The organism is Klebsiella sp. GL120222-02 (assembly GCF_003097195.1).
In the GTDB taxonomy this organism is placed as follows: domain Bacteria; phylum Pseudomonadota; class Gammaproteobacteria; order Enterobacterales; family Enterobacteriaceae; genus Klebsiella; species Klebsiella variicola.
In genome coordinates, this window is the sequence record NZ_QEQO01000002.1 from 199,485 (window position 1) to 215,982 (window position 16,498).

Below are 16,498 nucleotides of genomic sequence, written 5' to 3' on the forward strand. Positions count from 1 at the left end.
CGCTGAATATGTTGGTGTATGTGTTATTGATTGATAACTATTCTCATTATATTGCCGTGATTTGGCTCACGGCAATGCTTATCCCTAACCATAGCGAAAATAGTGGCTCAGTGTAAGGTGCTTGTAAAACACAGGTTATTTTTTTGTCCTTTGGTGACGGAAAATAGAGCAGGTTGCTGAAAAAAGAGGCGGCAGAGAGGAGGGCGGGGACGAAAAACAGCGCCCCCGGCGGAGGGCGCTGGCGATTAACAGGCGATAAACTGATATTCCGTCAGGCTGACGTACTCCTGGCCCGGACGTAACACACAGTCCGGCTGCGGCCATTCCGGATGATTCGGCGAATCCGGCAGGAATTCGCTCTCCAGCGCCAGCCCCTGCCAGTCGGCGTAGGGCTCCGTCGTCTGCGACGGGGTGCCGCCGAGATAGTTGCCGGAGTAAAACTGCAGCGCCGGAGCGGAGGTATAGACCGTCATCTGCAGCTTGCCGTCCTGCGACCAGACCTGCGCCGCAGGCTGGCTGGCGTCGCCTTTGGCATCCAGCAGGAAGGCATGATCGTATCCCTTCACCTTTTGCTGATCGGCGTCGGCGAGGAAGTCGGCGGCGATGGTTTTCGGCTGGCGGAAATCAAAGCTGGTGTTAGCAACATCTTTGAGTTCACCACCCGGGATACCGTCGCTTTCCACCGGCAGATACCTCTGGGCGAGGATCTGCAACTGGTGCTGGCGCACGTCGCGCTGGTCACCGTCGAGGTTGAAATAGACGTGATTGGTCATGTTCACCGGGCAGGGTTGGTCCACGGTGGCGCGATAGGTAATCGCGATGCGGTTATCGTCGGTCAGACGATAGTGCGCGGTGGCCTGCAGAGTGCCGGGGAAGCCTTGATCGCCATCGGGCGAGGTCAGAGCGAACAGCACTTCCTGCTCGTCGGCGCGGACAATGCGCCAGCGGCGCTTATCAAACCCTTCCGGGCCGCCGTGGAGCTGGTGGCCCGCGTCGTTTGACGGCGTGACGTTGACGAGCTGGCCGTCAAGCGGGAAGCGGCTATTGCCGATACGGTTGGCGTAGCGGCCTACCGAGGCGCCAAGAAACGCGGCCTGGCGGGCATAGTCCTCCAGCTTCGCACAGCCCAGCAGCGGATGACGCAGGCTGCCATCAGCCAGCGGCACCTCGGCGCTGAGCAGCGTCGCGCCCCAATCCGCCACGGTAACGGTCATCCCCGCCTTATTGCGCAGGGTCACCTGCTGCCAGGGCTGGCCGTCCGGCGCCAGCGCGGTGGTTTGCGTTACCATTGGCCTGCCCCCTGTGACGGTTTGCAGACATAGAATGTCTCTTTAATACCGGTTTTCGCTTCATACGTTTTAGCAACGGCCTGCTGAACGGTATCGACCAGATCTTCCGGGACCAGCGCTACCACGCAGCCGCCAAAGCCGCCGCCGGTCATGCGTACGCCGCCTTTATCACCGATCGTGGCCTTAACGATCTCCACCAGAGTGTCGATCTGCGGGACGGTGATCTCGAAATCATCGCGCATCGAGGCATGGGATTCGGCCATCAGCTCACCCATCCGCTTCAGGTCGCCTTTTTCGAGGGCGCTGGCGGCTTCCACGGTGCGGGCATTCTCAGTCAGCACATGGCGTACGCGCTTCGCGACGACCGGATCCAGCTCATGGGCGACGGCGTTAAATTGCTCGAGGGTAACATCGCGCAGGGCGGGCTGCTGGAAGAAGCGCGCGCCGGTTTCGCACTGTTCACGACGGGTGTTGTACTCGCTGCCGACGAGGGTGCGCTTAAAGTTGCTGTTGATGATCACCACCGCCACGCCTTTCGGCATCGAGACGGCTTTGGTGCCCAGCGAACGGCAGTCGATCAGCAGCGCGTGGTCTTTTTTGCCCAGCGCCGAAATCAGCTGATCCATGATGCCGCAGTTGCAGCCGACAAACTGGTTTTCCGCCTCCTGGCCGTTGAGGGCGATTTGCGCGCCATCCAGCGGCAGATGATAGAGCTGCTGGAACACGGTGCCGACGGCGACTTCCAGCGAGGCTGAGGAGCTTAACCCCGCACCCTGCGGTACATTGCCGCTGATCACCAGATCCGCGCCGCCAAAGTGGTTGTTCCGCTGCTGCAGATGCTTTACCACGCCGCGGACATAGTTCGACCACTGCTGGGTATCGTGGCTGATAATCGGCGCGTCGAGAGAGAACTCATCGGTCTGATTGTCGTAATCGGCGGCAATCACCCGCACCGTACGATCGTCGCGCGGCGCACAGCTGATCACCGTCTGGTAGTCGATGGCGCAGGGCAGCACAAAACCGTCGTTGTAATCGGTATGCTCGCCGATCAGGTTGACGCGGCCTGGCGCCTGAATGACATGGCTGGCCGGATAACCGAAGGCGTCAGCAAACAGGGTTTGGGTTTTCTCTTTCAGACTCATCATTACACTCCGGATTCACGAAAATGGACGTCGCTGACGGCACGCAGTCGTTCGGCAGCTTGCTCGGCGGTCAGATCGCGCTGGGTTTCGGCCAGCATTTCATAGCCAACCATAAACTTGCGGACCGTTGCGGAGCGCAGCAGCGGCGGATAAAAGTGGGCATGAAGCTGCCAGTGGTGATGGTCTTCGTCGTTAAACGGCGCGCCGTGCCAGCCCATGGAGTAGGGGAATGAGCACTGGAACAGGTTGTCGTAACGGCTGGTCAGCTTTTTCAACGCCAGCGCCAGATCGCTGCGCTGGGCGTCGGTGAGATCGGTAATACGCTGCACGTGCGCTTTCGGCAACAGCAGCGTTTCGAATGGCCAGGCGGCCCAGTAGGGCACGACCGCCAGCCAGTGCTCGGTGTCCACCACCGTGCGGCTGCCGTCGGCCAGTTCGCGCTGAACATAGTCCAGCAGCATCGGCTGACCTTGTCCGGCGTAATACTCTTTCTGCAGACGGTCTTCCCGTTCCGCTTCATTAGGCAGGAAGCTATTGGCCCACACCTGACCATGCGGGTGAGGGTTGGAGCAGCCCATCGCTGCCCCTTTGTTTTCAAAGACCTGGACCCACGGGTAGCTTTTCCCGAGGTCCGCGGTCTGTTCCTGCCACGCTTTAACCACGCCTTCCAGCGCTTCAAGGCTCAGTTCCGGCAGCGTTTTGCTGTGGTCTGGCGAGAAGCAGATCACCCGACTGGTGCCGCGCGCGCTCTGACAGCGCATCAGCGGATCGTCACTCTCCGGTGCGTCCGGAGTGTCGGTCATCAGGGCCGCAAAGTCGTTGGTAAACACGTAGGTACCGGTGTAATTCGGGTTGGTGTCGCCGGTGACCCGGGTATTACCTGGGCACAGGAAACAGTCCGGATCGTGGGCTGGCAAGGTCTGTTTTGCCGGCGTTTCCTGCGCCCCCTGCCAGGGGCGCTTGGCGCGATGCGGAGAAACCAGAATCCACTGCCCGGTTAACGGGTTATAACGACGATGTGGATGGTCAACGGGGTTAAATACGCTCATGAAGGTTCCTTAGTCTGGATAACCCTGCGGATGGCGGGACTGCCAGTGCCAGGTGTCCTGCGCCATTTCGTCCAGGTTGCGCGTCACGCGCCAGTTCAGCTCGCGGTCGGCCTTGGCGGCATCCGCCCAGTAGGCCGGGAGGTCGCCATCGCGGCGCGGCGCGAAATGGTAGTTAATCGGTTTGCCGCAGGCCTTGCTGAAAGCATTGACCACGTCGAGCACGCTGCTGCCGACGCCGGCGCCAAGGTTGTAGATATGGACCCCGGCTTTGTCAGCCAGTTTTTCCATGGCCGCGACGTGGCCATCGGCGAGGTCCATCACGTGGATATAATCGCGTACGCCGGTGCCATCTTCAGTCGGGTAGTCGTTACCAAAGACGGCCAGCGAGTCGCGACGGCCAACGGCGACCTGGGCGATGTACGGCATCAGGTTGTTTGGGATCCCCTGCGGGTCTTCCCCCATGTCGCCCGACGGATGGGCGCCAACCGGGTTGAAGTAACGCAGCAGGGCAATGCTCCACTCTGGCTGGGCTTTCTGCAGGTCGGTCAGGATCTGCTCCACCATCAGCTTGCTTTTGCCGTAAGGGCTTTGCGGGGTGCCGGTCGGGAAGCTTTCTACATATGGGATTTTCGGCTGGTCGCCGTAGACGGTAGCTGAGGAGCTAAAGATGAAGTTCTTCACGCCCGCGGCGCGCATGGCAGAAACTAATTTCAGTGTGCCGGTGACGTTATTATCGTAATATTCCAGCGGCTTGGCGACGGACTCCCCGACGGCTTTCAGCCCGGCGAAGTGGATCACCGCCTCAATGGCGTGATCGTGGAGGATCTCCGTCATCAGCGCTTCGTTACGAATATCGCCTTCAATAAAGGTGGCTTCTTTGCCGCCGAGACGCTCAATCACCGGCAGTACGCTGCGCTTGCTGTTGCAGAGATTGTCGAGGATCACCACCTCATGTCCCTGCTGCAGCAGTTGAACGCAGGTATGACTTCCAATGTAACCGCTACCACCTGTAACCAGAACTTTCATGATTCGCTCCATTCGGCTTATCGTGTATGAGGAAGATAGCATATCAAAGAAGTGAAAAGTGTGACACAGGGCAAGTTAGTGGAATCGTTTACACTTGATGGTGAAACGACATAAATTAAAATTTTTTATCTTTAATACAGATGGTTAGGTGGTTTTGCCGCTATTTTTCTGAAAAATACCAGGGATCTTTCGACCCCCGGCAGGGGGCATCAGGCCACAGGACCGAGCTGATAAGTGTAACCGTCTCCACTGGGAACGAACGCCAGACGATGGGTAATACAGTCCGGGGCATCTTCCGCATGGTGCGAGACAAACAGCAGCTGTGTGGCCCCTTCGCCAATCAACACGTCGACAAAGCGACGCACCAGCTGGCGATTGAGGGGATCCAGCCCCTGCAGCGGTTCATCGAGGATCAGCAGGGTCGGATGCTTCACCAGCGCGCGAACGATAAGCGCCAGCCGCTGCTGGCCCCACGACAGGCTATGAAACGGCGCGTCGGCAGTGCGTTTATCAATGCCGAGAATATCCAGCCACTGTTGCACCAGCTTGTGTTGCTTGTCCGAGACCGCCTGATAAATGCCGATAGAGTCAAAATAGCCCGACAGGATGACGTTGCGGACGTTGGTGCTGACCCGGTAGTCCAGATGCAGGCTGCTGCTGACGTAGCCGATATGCTTTTTAATATCCCAGATGGTCTCACCGCTGCCGCGACGGCGGCCAAAGAGCGTCAGATCGTTGCTGTAACCCTGCGGATGATCGCCGGTGATAAGGCTCAGCAGCGTGGATTTACCGGCGCCGTTGGGGCCGACGATCTGCCAGTGTTCGCCCGGGTTCACGGTCCATGAGAGGTGATTGATGACCGGGCGATCGTTGTAGGAGACCACACCGTCATTGAGCACGATACGCGGCGCCGAGTCTGCCAGCGCATGACGGGCTGGTGGAACATCCGGCTCCGGCAGGGTGATGCCGTCCAGTTTTTCACTGTGCGCCAGCTGGGCGACCAGCGCCTGCTGCAGCAGGGAAGACTTCTCGCCGGTCTCGCTGAGGGTGCAGTCAGCCAGCACGCCGGCGAATTGTACAAACTCCGGGATCTCATCGAAGCGGTTGAGGACCAGCACCAGGGTGATGCCGGCGCGGTGCAGGTCGGCCAGCAGGGCAGCCAGCTGCTGGCGGGAGTTGACGTCGAGGCCGTCGAAAGGTTCGTCGAGGATCAGCAGTTGCGGATCGGTCATCAGGGCCTGACACAGCAGGGTCTTACGCGTTTCCCCGGTCGACAGGTACTTAAACCGGCGGTCCAGCAGGGCGCTGATGCCAAACTGTTCGGCCAGGCGCGCGCAGCGGGCAGGATCTTTTACCTCATCCTGGATAATCTCTGCGGTGGTGCGGCCGGTGTCTTCTTCGCCGGGGCTGAGCAGGTCGGTGTTATTGCGCTGCCACTCGTCGCTGACCAGCTTCTGCAACTGCTCGAAGGAGAGGCGGGTTACGCGGGAGAAGTGGCTTTCGTGCTGGCCGCTGAGCAGGGTCAGGTCGCCAGCCAGAGCCCGCGCGAGGGCGGATTTGCCGCTGCCGTTGCTACCGACAAACGCCCAGCTTTGACCCGCTCTCAGGTTCAGCTGGTCTATTTTTAAGGTTTTTGTATCGCTCAGGCGAAACGTGCCTTGCGAAATTTGCAATGATGACATGATGTATCCCATTTTTTGCAGCGATGTGCATCAGGGATACGACTTCGGGCGCGTAATGTCAATGGGGTCAGCATAACGTCGCGAGAATGATGCGATCGGCATTGAAGTAAGCGATCGCCTCCGTCCCTTCCGCCAGGCCAGACGTCTGCGCCTGTGGCAGAGTGGCGCACAGGGTCTGACCGTCGGCCAGCGTCATCAGTACTTCGCACTGCCCGGACCCGCATTCGATATGGCTGATACGACCCGACAACTGGTTATCGGCCTGGCGGGCCACGGCGGGGTCGAGGGTGATGCCGACCCAGGGCGCCTTCAGCAGGACCAGCACCTCCTGGCCCTCATCGAGCCCCAGTTTCTCAGCGCTTTGTGCGGTGATGGCGACGGTCAGGCGCGTCTGCCCGTCGGCCAGCAGTACCTCGACGTGCTGCTGCACCTGCTGGCGATCGCGGCCGGTAATGGTGCCGAACCACTGGTTGCGGGCGCTGGTCTGCAGGGAAAAGCGTGAGATGGCCGCCAGCAGGCTGTCCAGCGGCAGGGCATCGTCATCGCTGAGCACATCAAACGCTTTCTGCTGGATCTGCGCCAGCAGATCGTACAGTTGGATCAGCCGCTGCCCATAGCGGGTCAGCACCGCGCCGCCGCCGCCTTTACCGCCGGTGGCACGATCCACCAGCGGTTGTTCGCTGAGCTGGTTCATCTCGTTGATAGCATCCCACGCGCTTTTATAGCTGATACCCGCGTGCTTCGCCCCCTGGCTTATCGAACCGGTCTGGTCAATCTGTTTGAGCAGGGCGATCCGCCGCGGATCGGCAAACAGGCGCTGCTGTAGCTTAAGGGTAAGAAGAATTTCGGCCTGCATAATCGTTTCCTGACAAAAAAGGGTATTGTGACCGATAGTCACCCGCTTGCAAAACCTCTGTGCGCGGTTTTGTCATTACCCACCGCACAAATGGGGCGTGTTTTTTCGGCTGAAACCGTTACAATCAGCAAATCATACTATCTGGAGTGAACCATGTTAGAGCTTTTGAAAAGTCTGGTTTTTGCGGTCATCATGGTACCGGTGGTGATGGCGGTCATCCTGGGACTGATTTACGGTCTTGGCGAAGTGTTCAACCTCTTCTCCGGCGTAGGCCACAAAGATCGCAGCCAGCAAAATCATTGATTTCCCGGCGCCCGGTTTAACCGGGCGCTGTGCTATTTCCCTCCTGTATCATTTCCCTTCGTTTTATTGTCCTGTGTCACTATAAAAATGCTCTGCATATCGTTATATTGTCGAATACATAACGCATTGACAGGAGATTCAGATGGCAGGTTCTTGGTTACGCGGGGTTATCGGGGTATCACTCACGCTGTGCGTCGCGGGTCAGGCGCTGGCGGCAGAGGGGAAAGTGACCGTTTTCGCCGCCGCATCGTTAACCAACGCGATGCAGGATATTGCCCAGGCGTATAAGAAAGAGAAAAACGTCGATGTCGTGTCGTCGTTTGCCTCGTCGTCGACGCTGGCGCGGCAAATTGAAGCGGGCGCACCAGCCGATCTGTTTATCTCCGCCGATCAGAAATGGATGGATTACGCCGCAGACAAAAAGGCCATCGACCCGGCAACCCGAGCCACCCTGCTTGGCAACAGCCTGGTGGTGGTCGCGCCGAAAGCCAGCGCGCAGGGGGCGATTACCATTGATGAGAAAACCGACTGGACCAGCCTGCTGAAAGGAGGCCGTCTGGCGGTGGGCGATCCGCAGCACGTTCCGGCAGGCATCTACGCCAAAGAGGCGCTGCAGAAACTCGGCGCCTGGGAGACGTTGTCGCCGAAACTTGCCCCGGCGGAAGACGTGCGCGGCGCGCTGGCCCTGGTGGAGCGCAACGAAGCGCCGCTGGGGATTGTCTATGGCTCCGATGCCGTGGCCAGCAAAGGGGTTAAAGTGGTCGGCACCTTCCCGGAGGCCTCGCATCAGAAAGTCGAGTACCCGCTGGCGATTGTCGATGGTCACCGCAATGCGGCCGTGAGCGCTTTCTATGACTACCTGAAAGGGCCCGAAGCGTCCGCGATTTTTAAACGTTACGGATTTACCACCCGCTGATGTTTCTGAGCGAACCCGAATGGCAGGCTGTGCTGCTGAGCCTGAAAGTCTCCTCCCTGGCGGTGGCCTTGAGCCTGCCCTTTGGCATCTTTTTTTCCTGGCTGCTGGTTCGGCGCACCTTTCCCGGCAAGGCGCTGCTCGACAGTATTCTCCATTTACCGCTGGTGCTGCCGCCGGTGGTGGTGGGGTATCTACTGCTGGTGGCCATGGGGCGGCGTGGGTTTATTGGCAGCTGGCTGTATGACTGGTTCGGCATCAGCTTTGCCTTCAGCTGGCGCGGGGCGGTGCTGGCGGCGGCGGTGATGTCTTTTCCGCTGATGGTGCGCGCCATTCGCCTGGCGCTGGAAGGGGTGGATGTCAAACTGGAGCAAGCGGCGAGAACCCTCGGGGCCAGCCGCTGGCGAGTGTTTATGACTATTACGCTACCGCTGACTCTGCCGGGGATTATTGTCGGCACAGTGCTGGCCTTCGCCCGCTCGTTAGGGGAGTTTGGCGCGACCATCACGTTCGTCTCCAATATTCCCGGCGAAACGCGCACCCTGCCTTCGGCGATGTACACCTTGATCCAGACCCCGGGCGGGGAGGGGGCGGCGGCTCGCCTCTGCCTCATCGCCATCGGACTGGCGCTGGTTTCGCTGCTGATTTCGGAATGGCTGGCCCGCGTGAGCCGCCAGCGCATGGGAGGATAATGATGCTGGAGCTGGACTTTACCCAGATCCTCGGCAGTCACTGCCTGCAGATCCGTGAAACCCTGCCCGCCAGCGGGATCACCGCCATCTTTGGCGTCTCCGGCGCTGGCAAAACCTCGTTGATTAACGCCATTAGCGGCCTGACCCGGCCGCAGACGGGGCGCATCGTGCTCAACGGCCGGGTGCTGAACGACACCGCCCAGCGTATCTGTCTGGCGCCGGAGCAGCGCCGTATCGGCTATGTGTTTCAGGACGCGCGCCTGTTTCCCCACTATAAAGTGCGCGGTAATCTGCGCTACGGGATGGCGAAATCCATGGTCAGCCAGTTCGATAAGCTGGTGGAATTGCTGGGGATCGCGCCCTTGCTGGATCGCCTGCCGGGCCGGTTATCCGGCGGCGAAAAGCAGCGAGTGGCCATCGGCCGCGCCCTGCTGACCGCACCGGAGCTACTGCTGCTGGATGAGCCGCTGGCCTCGCTGGATATTCCGCGCAAACGCGAACTGTTGCCCTACCTGCAGCGGCTGGCGCAGGAGATCCATATTCCGATGCTCTACGTCAGCCACTCGCTGGATGAGATCCAGCATCTGGCCGATCGCGTGCTGGTGCTGGAGGCCGGTAAGGTGAAGGCTTTTGGTCCGCTGGAGGAGGTCTGGAGCAGCAGCGTGATGCACCCCTGGCTGCCGGCGGAACAGCAGAGTACGATCCTCAGCGCCACCGTCGCCGCGCAGCATCCGCAGTACGCGATGACGGCTCTGACGCTGGGTGACCAGCTGCTGTGGGTCAACCGGCTCGAACGTCCCGCAGGCGACACCGCACGGATCCGCATTCAGGCGTCGGACGTTTCGCTGACACTGGCCCAGCCGTCCGGGACCAGCATCCGCAATATCTTGCGCGCCGAGGTGGCTCAGTGTCTGGAGGTCAACGGACAGATTGAAGTGCAGCTCAGAGTGAGTGGCCGTCTGCTATGGGCCAGGATTAGCCCATGGGCGCGGGACGACCTGGCGATAGCGCCAGGTCAGCAGGTGTTTGCTCAGATCAAAAGCGTGTCGATCGCCGCCTGATTACAGCAGCTGGCGGTAGATAAACTCGGCGATGCTGGTGGACTCATTGTCGCCGATGACCACCCTGGCGCGAGCTTTCACCTCGTCCACCGCATTGCCCATCGCCACCCCAGTGCCCGCCGCTTCCAGCATGCTAAGATCGTTGTAGTTATCGCCGAAGGCCACCACATCCTGCATCGACAGCCCCTGGCTGGCCACCCATTGCGCCAGGCGTTTGCCTTTGCTGTTGCCGGCGCGCGCGATATCCACCTGATCGTGCCACGACCATTCGCACTCCAGGCCCAGCGTCTCGCCGACCTCGCGGGCAAAGCGCTGCAGACGGGGAATGTCTTCATCGGTGAGGGCGAATTTCCATACCGCGTTGACCTCGCGGACCGCCTGCGCCAGCGAGTCGACCTGGCGGAAGACCGGGCGCTGATCCTCCGGCAGCGCCTGCGCCCAGTTGCGGGTGCGGATCACATGCCCGGTAGGCTGTTCATAAAGCATCGCATCATCCACATACGCCAGGCCATGGATCTGCTGTTCGGCGAGCATGGCCGTCAGGCTGACCGCTTGCGCTACCGGCATAGGATCGGCTGCCAAAACCTCTTTTGCGTGATAATCATACAAATAAGTGCCATTACAACAAATTGCAGGTGTATCGAGAGCCAGTGCCTGATAAAAAGGATGGATAGCGACGTGATGACGTCCGGTAACGACGATAACCTGGTAGCCCGCCTCTCTGGCACGGGCCAGTGCCTCCAGCGAAGCGGGCAGGATGGTTTTTTTGCTGGTGAGCAGGGTGCCGTCTAAATCCAGGGCAATCACGCGTGTTGTCATGTGTTATTTCCGGTTGATGTTGAAAAGTGACCTGGCCATGATGGTACACCGCCGTGGCGTCAGGACCAATTTTTCCACATCTGCCGTGAATGCCTGTATGCCCTTTGTGCCGCCGTCCGTCGGAAATTCAGCGGACTTTGCGAGTATCATGGGCGGATGTCTTATAATTTTCAGGGTGCTGTTATCCTGAAAATGAAAATTCCACGTGCAGTGAGGGAAGGAGTAGTCATGAAACAAACCGTTTATACCGCCAGCCCGGAAAGCCAACAAATCCACGTCTGGAGTCTTGAAGCGGACGGCAAACTGACGCTGGTGCAGGTGGTTGATGCCCCGGGGCAGGTACAGCCGATGGTGGTCAGTCCCAATAAGGAGTATCTGTACGTTGGCGTTCGTCCGGAGTTTCGCGTGTTAGCGTATCGCATCACGCCGGATAACGGAGCGTTGACCTTTGCGGGGGAAGCGGCGCTGCCGGGCAGCCCGACCCACATTTCTACCGATCATCATGGCCGCTTTGTCTTCAGCGCCTCCTACAATCAGGGTTGCGTCAGCGTGACGCTGCTGCAGGACGGCCTGCCGGGCGAAACCGTCACCGTGGTGGAAGGCCTGGAAGGGTGTCACTCGGCCAATATCTCCCCGGACAACCGCACCCTGTGGGTGCCGGCGCTGAAGCAGGATCGCATCTGCCTGTTTACCCTTAGCGAGGATGGTTTCCTCTCCGCTCAGGAACCGGCGGAAGTGACCACCGTCGAGGGCGCCGGTCCGCGCCACATGGTGTTCCATCCGAACCAGCAGTATGGTTATTGCGTCAATGAACTCAACAGCTCCGTTGACGTCTGGGAGCTGAAAGACCCGAATGGCAACATCGAATGTGTACAAACCCTGGATATGATGCCGCAGGATTTCACCGGCGTGCGCTGGGCGGCGGATATTCACATCACCCCTGACGGTCGTCATCTGTACGCCTGCGATCGTACCGCCAGCATCATTACGGTGTTCAGCGTCTCGGAAGATGGCAGCGTGCTGGCAGTGGAAGGCTATCAGCCGACGGAAACTCAGCCACGCGGCTTTAACCTCGATCACAGCGGTAAGTATCTGATTGCCGCAGGGCAGAAATCGCACCATATCGCAGTGTATGAAATTGAGGGTGAGCAGGGGCTGCTGCATGAGAAAGGCCGCTATGCGGTTGGGCAGGGGCCGATGTGGGTGGTGGTCAACGCCCACTGAAGGGTCAGGCGGTAAAAGAAAAACCTCGCGTCAGCGAGGTTTTTTTGATCAGAGCGGACAGGCTCTGTAGAGAAGCTGTTGCCCTGGCGGGCCTGAAGCGTGACGGCTTTAGATATCGTCCATGGTGTAGCCGACGACAATCTCCAGCGTTTTACGGATCACGTCGGCGGTCACCACATCATCGGTGCTTTCCAGCGCCTGAATCAGCCATAATATAATGGCCTTATTGTTCAGGTGCCCCTCGGACTGAAGAATACTGTTGATGGCGAGCGACATCACGGCGGACTCATCAACCAGTTTATCACCGGCGGTACGGAAATAATCTGAGAGCGCGGTGTCCTGCAGTCCTGCGTAAATATCGGGTTGCTGATGCATAGTCTGTCTCATCACATTCTCACTCTGTTTTATTCACCATGGTTGGGACAATCAGTGGATTTTTTTAGCTTCCGGCGCCATGCTGCCCTGCGCCAGCGTTCCTCTGCTTTCCCAACGGCCATTGATTTTCTTAACCTGCAAAGGCGCGTGCTTCCGCTGGAGGGCGAGCTTCGCGCAAATTTCTTCAATAACGACAGCGATGATTTTCCTTCGCTGGCGATCTGACTCTGTGGCCTGCATCAACCGAAGCCGAACCAGCAGGGTCGGGGTGGTAATCGGGCGATTCGTTTTCAGAAGCGCGAGCACCGCCTCGCCGATGATCTCATCGGTTATTTCCTCAGTATCACTGCTATTCATAACCGTCTCTCTGCATGCCACACTCTTCCTGAATCTGATAACGGGCATTCAGGTCAGCAGCAGGTTTATGGAAGCGATCGCCCCTCATCTGCTACTGCGGTTGCAACAGGCGACGATCGATGACGTTATTCCTGACCGGCAAACAACAAACCAATTAAGGTTTGATAGTGGCTCTCTTCCTCAGGCGCACGGGCGCTGTCAAGGCGGCTCAACAGTTTGGTGCACAGTGCCTTGCGGTTGAGATGGCGCCCTTCGTTGAGAATATCCATCACGATCTGACCCAGCGTTTCCTGCTGGGAAGGTAACGATGCTTTGTTGAAATACTGGGCAATTGCGTTCGCTGTATCTGGAATGTAACCATTCTGCTGCATATGTGCTCCTTTCATTTCATTCATCTGTTAACTGCAAATAAACTTATACAATAATTAATAAGTTGTACATAGAAAGTTGCGTAATATTGCAGCGATCGTTGCTATCATGATGATTTTTAATGTAATATTTGTTTTTGTTTGCGGAGATCCTGGCTTGTAAAGGTAGGGGGTAGCGTTGCATGTTGTACAAGAAAAGAAAAAAAAGAAAAAACCTTGCACAAAGAGTGGATTTTTAGTGTATCTTTTTTGTTAAGATAAAACGTAGTTTTGCAAGACGATTAGCCTGATAACTGCTACTGTGAATGCTTATCCCTCCCATCTGGAATCACTATGCTTACCACCATCATTTATCGCAGCCATATTTGCGACAATGTCTCATTCAAATCGATCGAGGCCATGGTTGCCAGGGCAAACGAGAGAAATGGGCAGGCGGATGTCACCGGTATATTACTGTTTAACGGGACGCATTTTTTTCAACTTATTGAAGGACCGGAAGAAAAGGTAAGGGATATTTATCAAACAATTGTCCTCGATCCTCGTCATTATAATCTGGTGGAGTTGTTTTGCGATTATGCACCGTCCCGTCGATTTGGTAAGGTCGGTATGGAACTGTTTGATTTACGGGAACATGATCGTGAGGAAGTACTACAGACAGTGATGGACCGGGGCACGACAAAATATCAGCTCACCTATGACGACCGGGCGCTGCAATTTTTCCGTACTTTTGTCGAATCCACGGAAAAAGCGAACTATTTTGAGATCCCTTCGGCGGACAGTTGGGTTTTTATTCCCGATAAGGACACTTTTTATCCGGACACCCCCATTATCGATAATACGGAAAGCTGGTCTTTTGCCTTTCAGCCGATCGTCGATCCTTTCGCCTGCGAAATTATCTCATGGGAAGCGCTGCTGCGTACACCGGACGGCCAGTCTCCTGGCGCCTATTTTGCCGGGCTGGCAGGGGATGATATTTATCTCGCCGACCTGCACAGTAAGCGCGTCGCGCTGTCTCTGGCGGGTAAATTAGGTTTACGTAATAAGGCGTTAAGCATTAATTTGCTGCCGATGACGCTGGTCAAAGCGCCGAATGCGGTGGCTTTCCTGCTCGACGAAATTAGTCGCAATGACCTGATCCCGGAGCAGATTATTGTCGAGTTCACTGAGCGGGAAGTGATTTCGCGGATGGCCGATTTTACCGATGCGGTGCGCAAACTGAAGGGCGCGGGGATTAATCTTGCCATCGATCACTTCGGCGCCGGGTTTGCCGGGCTGTCGCTGCTGGCGCAATACCAACCCGACAGAATTAAAATCGACCATGAGCTGATCCGCAATATCCACCAGGACGGGCCGCGCCAGTCGATTGTACAGGCGATTATCAAATGCTGTACTTCTCTGGAGATTGCGGTCTCAGCCGTCGGCGTTGAGCGTGCTGAAGAGTGGATGTGGCTTGAATCAGCCGGGATTTCGCAGTTTCAGGGCAATTTATTCGCGGGTGCCCGCCTGGGGGGCCTGCCCGCCGTTGCCTGGCCGGAGAAGAAATGATCCACCGCGAAATCAGCTTACTATTTTTTCATCTTTTTCCCCGCGCGCTGTGAGCCACAACCTGATATCTTTATCTGTACAAGAAAATAGAGTTGTACAGGATGCCTGAATTCGTTAGTTTAGGTAAAAAGTATCAGGTTGATGTGAGGCTGCTATGGCGTTTTACAGTATCGGTGAAGTCGCCGAACGTTGCGGAATCAATCCGGTTACATTGCGCGCCTGGCAGCGGCGTTACGGTCTACTGAAACCGCAGCGCAGCGAAGGCGGGCATCGACAGTTTGATGAAGAAGATATCCTGCGCATAGAAGAGATCAAGCGCTGGATAGAGCGCGGTGTATCCGTAGGGAAAGTCAAAGCGCTGCTGGAGGATAATCTGCCGGCGGCGCGCGACGAATCCGCGCATCTTCAGGAAGAGATGATGTCCATTCTGCGTTATATGCAGCCCGCCAGAATCCGCGCCAAATTAATGGCGCTGAGCCATCAACACCCCGTTGATACCCTCATCGATAGCCTGTTAGTGCCGGTACGACAGCGTCTCAAGCTCGATCAGAATACCTCGTTGGTGATTAGCAGCCTGCTGGATGGCTTGCTCATTGACTGCGTGGCGCTGTTTCTCGCCGAAGCGCGTAAAAAAAATGGTAAAGAGACACTGCTGGTGGGCTGGAGCAATGAAGACCGGACGCGTCTGTGGCTGGAGGCATGGCGTCTTTCGCAGCGCGGTTGGCATGTCAACGTTCTCGCTGAACCGCTGGAGTCGCCGCGGCCCGAGCTCTTCCCCGGGCAGCATATCTTTGTCTGGACCGGACGCGCCGCCACGCCACTGCAGGAGGAACTGCTCAGCCACTGGCAGGAGCAGGGCTTCAGCATTCATTTTCACGGTACGCAATAGCCCCGTCTGGGGGACAGGCCGGGGCTATTGCACCTGACTACAGGTGAATCTGACTCCAGGATTTAAAGGTTTCACTACGACTGATATTAAAAAAATCGGTCCTACCGCTACAGCCGAGCTTTTTAATCAGATTCAGCCGGATCTGATAAATGGTTTTGATGTGCAGATTTAGCGAACGACCAATGCTGGCAACCGCTTCGCCATTGCTGATAAGCTGAATAACTTTCTTTTCCCGTTCGGTAAACTGCACCGAGGCGCCCGGCGCCGGGTGCGTTTTGTAATAGCGGGTGGGCTGATGCAGGAAGATTTTTAATTCTTCCGGCGTCGAATTTGCCGGTAAGCGCAACATAGGCAGTTCACTGAGAAAATTAAGATCGTTTCCCTCAGTTAACAGAATAAATAACGTATCCCGCCGATTATAGTTATGCTCAAGCACCGCGAAATAATTGTCGCTGGTAAAAAAAACATGTTTTTTACGAAAATAAGATGCCGGTAAGGTATTCAGGATCAGCGACATCCCGTAGAGAAGAAAACGATTATCAAACCACAGATCGTAATGCTCAGAACGATAGCAAGTATTATGGTGTGACATTTTTTGAGCCCCAGTTAGCAGATGAAAACCCAGGCGTGCCGGCACAGCAGGGCTGTCCCTGCTGTCGGCGCGGTGGGATCACTTAATGATGATGTTTTTTGCTGTACAGCATATCCAACGCCTGCAGATAGAGGTCGGAAAGTATTTCATTACTTTCCGTTTGCAGGCGGTGCTGGATTTCCGTAATCATCCGCTCATTATTGATCGTGCTGTGCTGCTTCATGAGCGTGTTTTCAATATTCTTCATCAGGGCTGAATTGAAGACAAATTCTGCTGGAATGGTATTTTTAATATGCATAGCTCGAACTCTCCCACG

The 16,498-nt window shown here is 57.0% G+C and carries 19 protein-coding genes; 7 read left to right on the top strand and 12 right to left on the bottom strand.

Features of this window, described 5'->3' with window-relative positions; genetic code table 11:
* Positions 1-245: 245 nt before the first annotated feature.
* From galM to modE, 6 genes are all read right to left on the bottom strand, one after another.
* On the bottom strand, positions 246-1,289 hold the full coding sequence (galM, locus tag N438_RS06245) for a galactose-1-epimerase (RefSeq protein WP_008805700.1): 1,044 nt from the start codon (positions 1,287-1,289) through the stop codon (positions 246-248).
* Positions 1,283-2,431 carry a galactokinase gene (gene galK / locus N438_RS06250; RefSeq protein WP_012968679.1) on the bottom strand — a complete coding sequence of 383 codons (1,149 nt, stop codon included), beginning with the start codon at positions 2,429-2,431 and terminating at the stop codon, positions 1,283-1,285. The genes galM and galK overlap by 7 nt, the downstream gene beginning before the upstream one ends.
* Before the next feature lie 2 nt (positions 2,432-2,433).
* Positions 2,434-3,480: a galactose-1-phosphate uridylyltransferase gene (gene galT / locus N438_RS06255; protein ID WP_049009794.1), complete on the bottom strand. Its 1,047-nt coding sequence runs from the start codon at positions 3,478-3,480 to the stop codon at positions 2,434-2,436.
* A gap of 9 nt (positions 3,481-3,489) precedes the next feature.
* Entirely contained in the window at positions 3,490-4,506 is a 1,017-nt protein-coding gene (gene galE / locus N438_RS06260) for a UDP-glucose 4-epimerase GalE (protein ID WP_012542419.1), read from the bottom strand.
* 209 nt (positions 4,507-4,715) lie between these two features.
* Positions 4,716-6,188: a molybdate ABC transporter ATP-binding protein ModF gene (modF, locus tag N438_RS28505; RefSeq protein ID WP_012542418.1), complete on the bottom strand. Its 1,473-nt coding sequence runs from the start codon at positions 6,186-6,188 to the stop codon at positions 4,716-4,718.
* A gap of 67 nt (positions 6,189-6,255) precedes the next feature.
* Positions 6,256-7,044: a molybdenum-dependent transcriptional regulator gene (gene modE / locus N438_RS06270; RefSeq protein ID WP_008805705.1), complete on the bottom strand. Its 789-nt coding sequence runs from the start codon at positions 7,042-7,044 to the stop codon at positions 6,256-6,258.
* A gap of 153 nt (positions 7,045-7,197) precedes the next feature.
* Here modE and N438_RS06275 point away from each other — a divergent pair, with 153 nt between their 5' ends.
* From N438_RS06275 to modC, 4 genes are all read left to right on the top strand, one after another.
* Positions 7,198-7,347, top strand: coding sequence for an AcrZ family multidrug efflux pump-associated protein (locus tag N438_RS06275; protein WP_002895156.1), 150 nt, complete (start codon positions 7,198-7,200; stop codon positions 7,345-7,347).
* 142 nt (positions 7,348-7,489) lie between these two features.
* Positions 7,490-8,263, top strand: coding sequence for a molybdate ABC transporter substrate-binding protein (modA, locus tag N438_RS06280; protein ID WP_012542417.1), 774 nt, complete (start codon positions 7,490-7,492; stop codon positions 8,261-8,263).
* Positions 8,263-8,952: a molybdate ABC transporter permease subunit gene (gene modB / locus N438_RS06285; protein ID WP_008805707.1), complete on the top strand. Its 690-nt coding sequence runs from the start codon at positions 8,263-8,265 to the stop codon at positions 8,950-8,952. Before modA ends, modB begins: the two co-directional genes overlap by 1 nt.
* Positions 8,953-8,954: 2 nt before the next feature.
* Positions 8,955-10,013 carry a molybdenum ABC transporter ATP-binding protein ModC gene (gene modC / locus N438_RS06290; protein WP_016160515.1) on the top strand — a complete coding sequence of 353 codons (1,059 nt, stop codon included), beginning with the start codon at positions 8,955-8,957 and terminating at the stop codon, positions 10,011-10,013.
* Here modC and N438_RS06295 read toward each other — a convergent pair whose 3' ends face one another.
* On the bottom strand, positions 10,014-10,832 hold the full coding sequence (locus N438_RS06295) for a pyridoxal phosphatase (RefSeq protein WP_008805709.1): 819 nt from the start codon (positions 10,830-10,832) through the stop codon (positions 10,014-10,016).
* A gap of 228 nt (positions 10,833-11,060) precedes the next feature.
* On the opposite strand from N438_RS06295, the gene pgl reads away from it, so the two are divergent.
* On the top strand, positions 11,061-12,056 hold the full coding sequence (gene pgl, locus N438_RS06300) for a 6-phosphogluconolactonase (RefSeq protein WP_116696183.1): 996 nt from the start codon (positions 11,061-11,063) through the stop codon (positions 12,054-12,056).
* Positions 12,057-12,164: 108 nt separating this feature from the next.
* Here pgl and N438_RS06305 read toward each other — a convergent pair whose 3' ends face one another.
* The 3 genes from N438_RS06305 to ycgZ all read right to left on the bottom strand — a co-directional run bounded on the left by N438_RS06305 (position 12,165) and on the right by ycgZ (position 13,159).
* A complete protein-coding gene (locus N438_RS06305) occupies positions 12,165-12,431 on the bottom strand; it encodes a biofilm development regulator YmgB/AriR family protein (protein WP_012542414.1) in 267 nt (88 codons plus the stop codon).
* Positions 12,432-12,482: 51 nt separating this feature from the next.
* Positions 12,483-12,788 carry a hypothetical protein gene (locus tag N438_RS28510; RefSeq protein ID WP_116696184.1) on the bottom strand — a complete coding sequence of 102 codons (306 nt, stop codon included), beginning with the start codon at positions 12,786-12,788 and terminating at the stop codon, positions 12,483-12,485.
* 125 nt (positions 12,789-12,913) lie between these two features.
* Positions 12,914-13,159, bottom strand: coding sequence for a regulatory protein YcgZ (gene ycgZ, locus N438_RS06315; RefSeq protein WP_012542413.1), 246 nt, complete (start codon positions 13,157-13,159; stop codon positions 12,914-12,916).
* Between the two features lie 330 nt (positions 13,160-13,489).
* On the opposite strand from ycgZ, the gene N438_RS06320 reads away from it, so the two are divergent.
* Both N438_RS06320 and N438_RS06325 read left to right on the top strand, forming a co-directional pair.
* Positions 13,490-14,701 (top strand): diguanylate phosphodiesterase, encoded by a 1,212-nt coding sequence (locus N438_RS06320; protein ID WP_012542412.1) that lies wholly within the window; start codon positions 13,490-13,492, stop codon positions 14,699-14,701.
* A gap of 154 nt (positions 14,702-14,855) precedes the next feature.
* Entirely contained in the window at positions 14,856-15,590 is a 735-nt protein-coding gene (locus N438_RS06325) for a MerR family transcriptional regulator (RefSeq protein ID WP_008805715.1), read from the top strand.
* A gap of 37 nt (positions 15,591-15,627) precedes the next feature.
* On the opposite strand, the gene N438_RS06330 is transcribed toward N438_RS06325, so the two are convergent.
* Positions 15,628-16,182, bottom strand: a complete 555-nt coding sequence (locus N438_RS06330; protein ID WP_008805716.1) for a helix-turn-helix transcriptional regulator — start codon at positions 16,180-16,182, stop codon at positions 15,628-15,630.
* Between the two features lie 82 nt (positions 16,183-16,264).
* Positions 16,265-16,480: a biofilm development regulator YmgB/AriR family protein gene (locus tag N438_RS06335; protein WP_012968674.1), complete on the bottom strand. Its 216-nt coding sequence runs from the start codon at positions 16,478-16,480 to the stop codon at positions 16,265-16,267.
* Positions 16,481-16,498 lie beyond the last annotated feature (18 nt).

Coding starts and splice junctions, on each gene's coding strand:
- galM (WP_008805700.1), bottom strand. CDS start 1,289: ATGGTAACGCAAACCACCGCGCTGGCGCCGGACGGCCAGCCCTGGCAG.
- galK (WP_012968679.1), bottom strand. CDS start 2,431: ATGAGTCTGAAAGAGAAAACCCAAACCCTGTTTGCTGACGCCTTCGGT.
- galT (WP_049009794.1), bottom strand. CDS start 3,480: ATGAGCGTATTTAACCCCGTTGACCATCCACATCGTCGTTATAACCCG.
- galE (WP_012542419.1), bottom strand. CDS start 4,506: ATGAAAGTTCTGGTTACAGGTGGTAGCGGTTACATTGGAAGTCATACC.
- modF (WP_012542418.1), bottom strand. CDS start 6,188: ATGTCATCATTGCAAATTTCGCAAGGCACGTTTCGCCTGAGCGATACA.
- modE (WP_008805705.1), bottom strand. CDS start 7,044: ATGCAGGCCGAAATTCTTCTTACCCTTAAGCTACAGCAGCGCCTGTTT.
- N438_RS06275 (WP_002895156.1), top strand. CDS start 7,198: ATGTTAGAGCTTTTGAAAAGTCTGGTTTTTGCGGTCATCATGGTACCG.
- modA (WP_012542417.1), top strand. CDS start 7,490: ATGGCAGGTTCTTGGTTACGCGGGGTTATCGGGGTATCACTCACGCTG.
- modB (WP_008805707.1), top strand. CDS start 8,263: ATGTTTCTGAGCGAACCCGAATGGCAGGCTGTGCTGCTGAGCCTGAAA.
- modC (WP_016160515.1), top strand. CDS start 8,955: ATGCTGGAGCTGGACTTTACCCAGATCCTCGGCAGTCACTGCCTGCAG.
- N438_RS06295 (WP_008805709.1), bottom strand. CDS start 10,832: ATGACAACACGCGTGATTGCCCTGGATTTAGACGGCACCCTGCTCACC.
- pgl (WP_116696183.1), top strand. CDS start 11,061: ATGAAACAAACCGTTTATACCGCCAGCCCGGAAAGCCAACAAATCCAC.
- N438_RS06305 (WP_012542414.1), bottom strand. CDS start 12,431: ATGCATCAGCAACCCGATATTTACGCAGGACTGCAGGACACCGCGCTC.
- N438_RS28510 (WP_116696184.1), bottom strand. CDS start 12,788: ATGAATAGCAGTGATACTGAGGAAATAACCGATGAGATCATCGGCGAG.
- ycgZ (WP_012542413.1), bottom strand. CDS start 13,159: ATGCAGCAGAATGGTTACATTCCAGATACAGCGAACGCAATTGCCCAG.
- N438_RS06320 (WP_012542412.1), top strand. CDS start 13,490: ATGCTTACCACCATCATTTATCGCAGCCATATTTGCGACAATGTCTCA.
- N438_RS06325 (WP_008805715.1), top strand. CDS start 14,856: ATGGCGTTTTACAGTATCGGTGAAGTCGCCGAACGTTGCGGAATCAAT.
- N438_RS06330 (WP_008805716.1), bottom strand. CDS start 16,182: ATGTCACACCATAATACTTGCTATCGTTCTGAGCATTACGATCTGTGG.
- N438_RS06335 (WP_012968674.1), bottom strand. CDS start 16,480: ATGCATATTAAAAATACCATTCCAGCAGAATTTGTCTTCAATTCAGCC.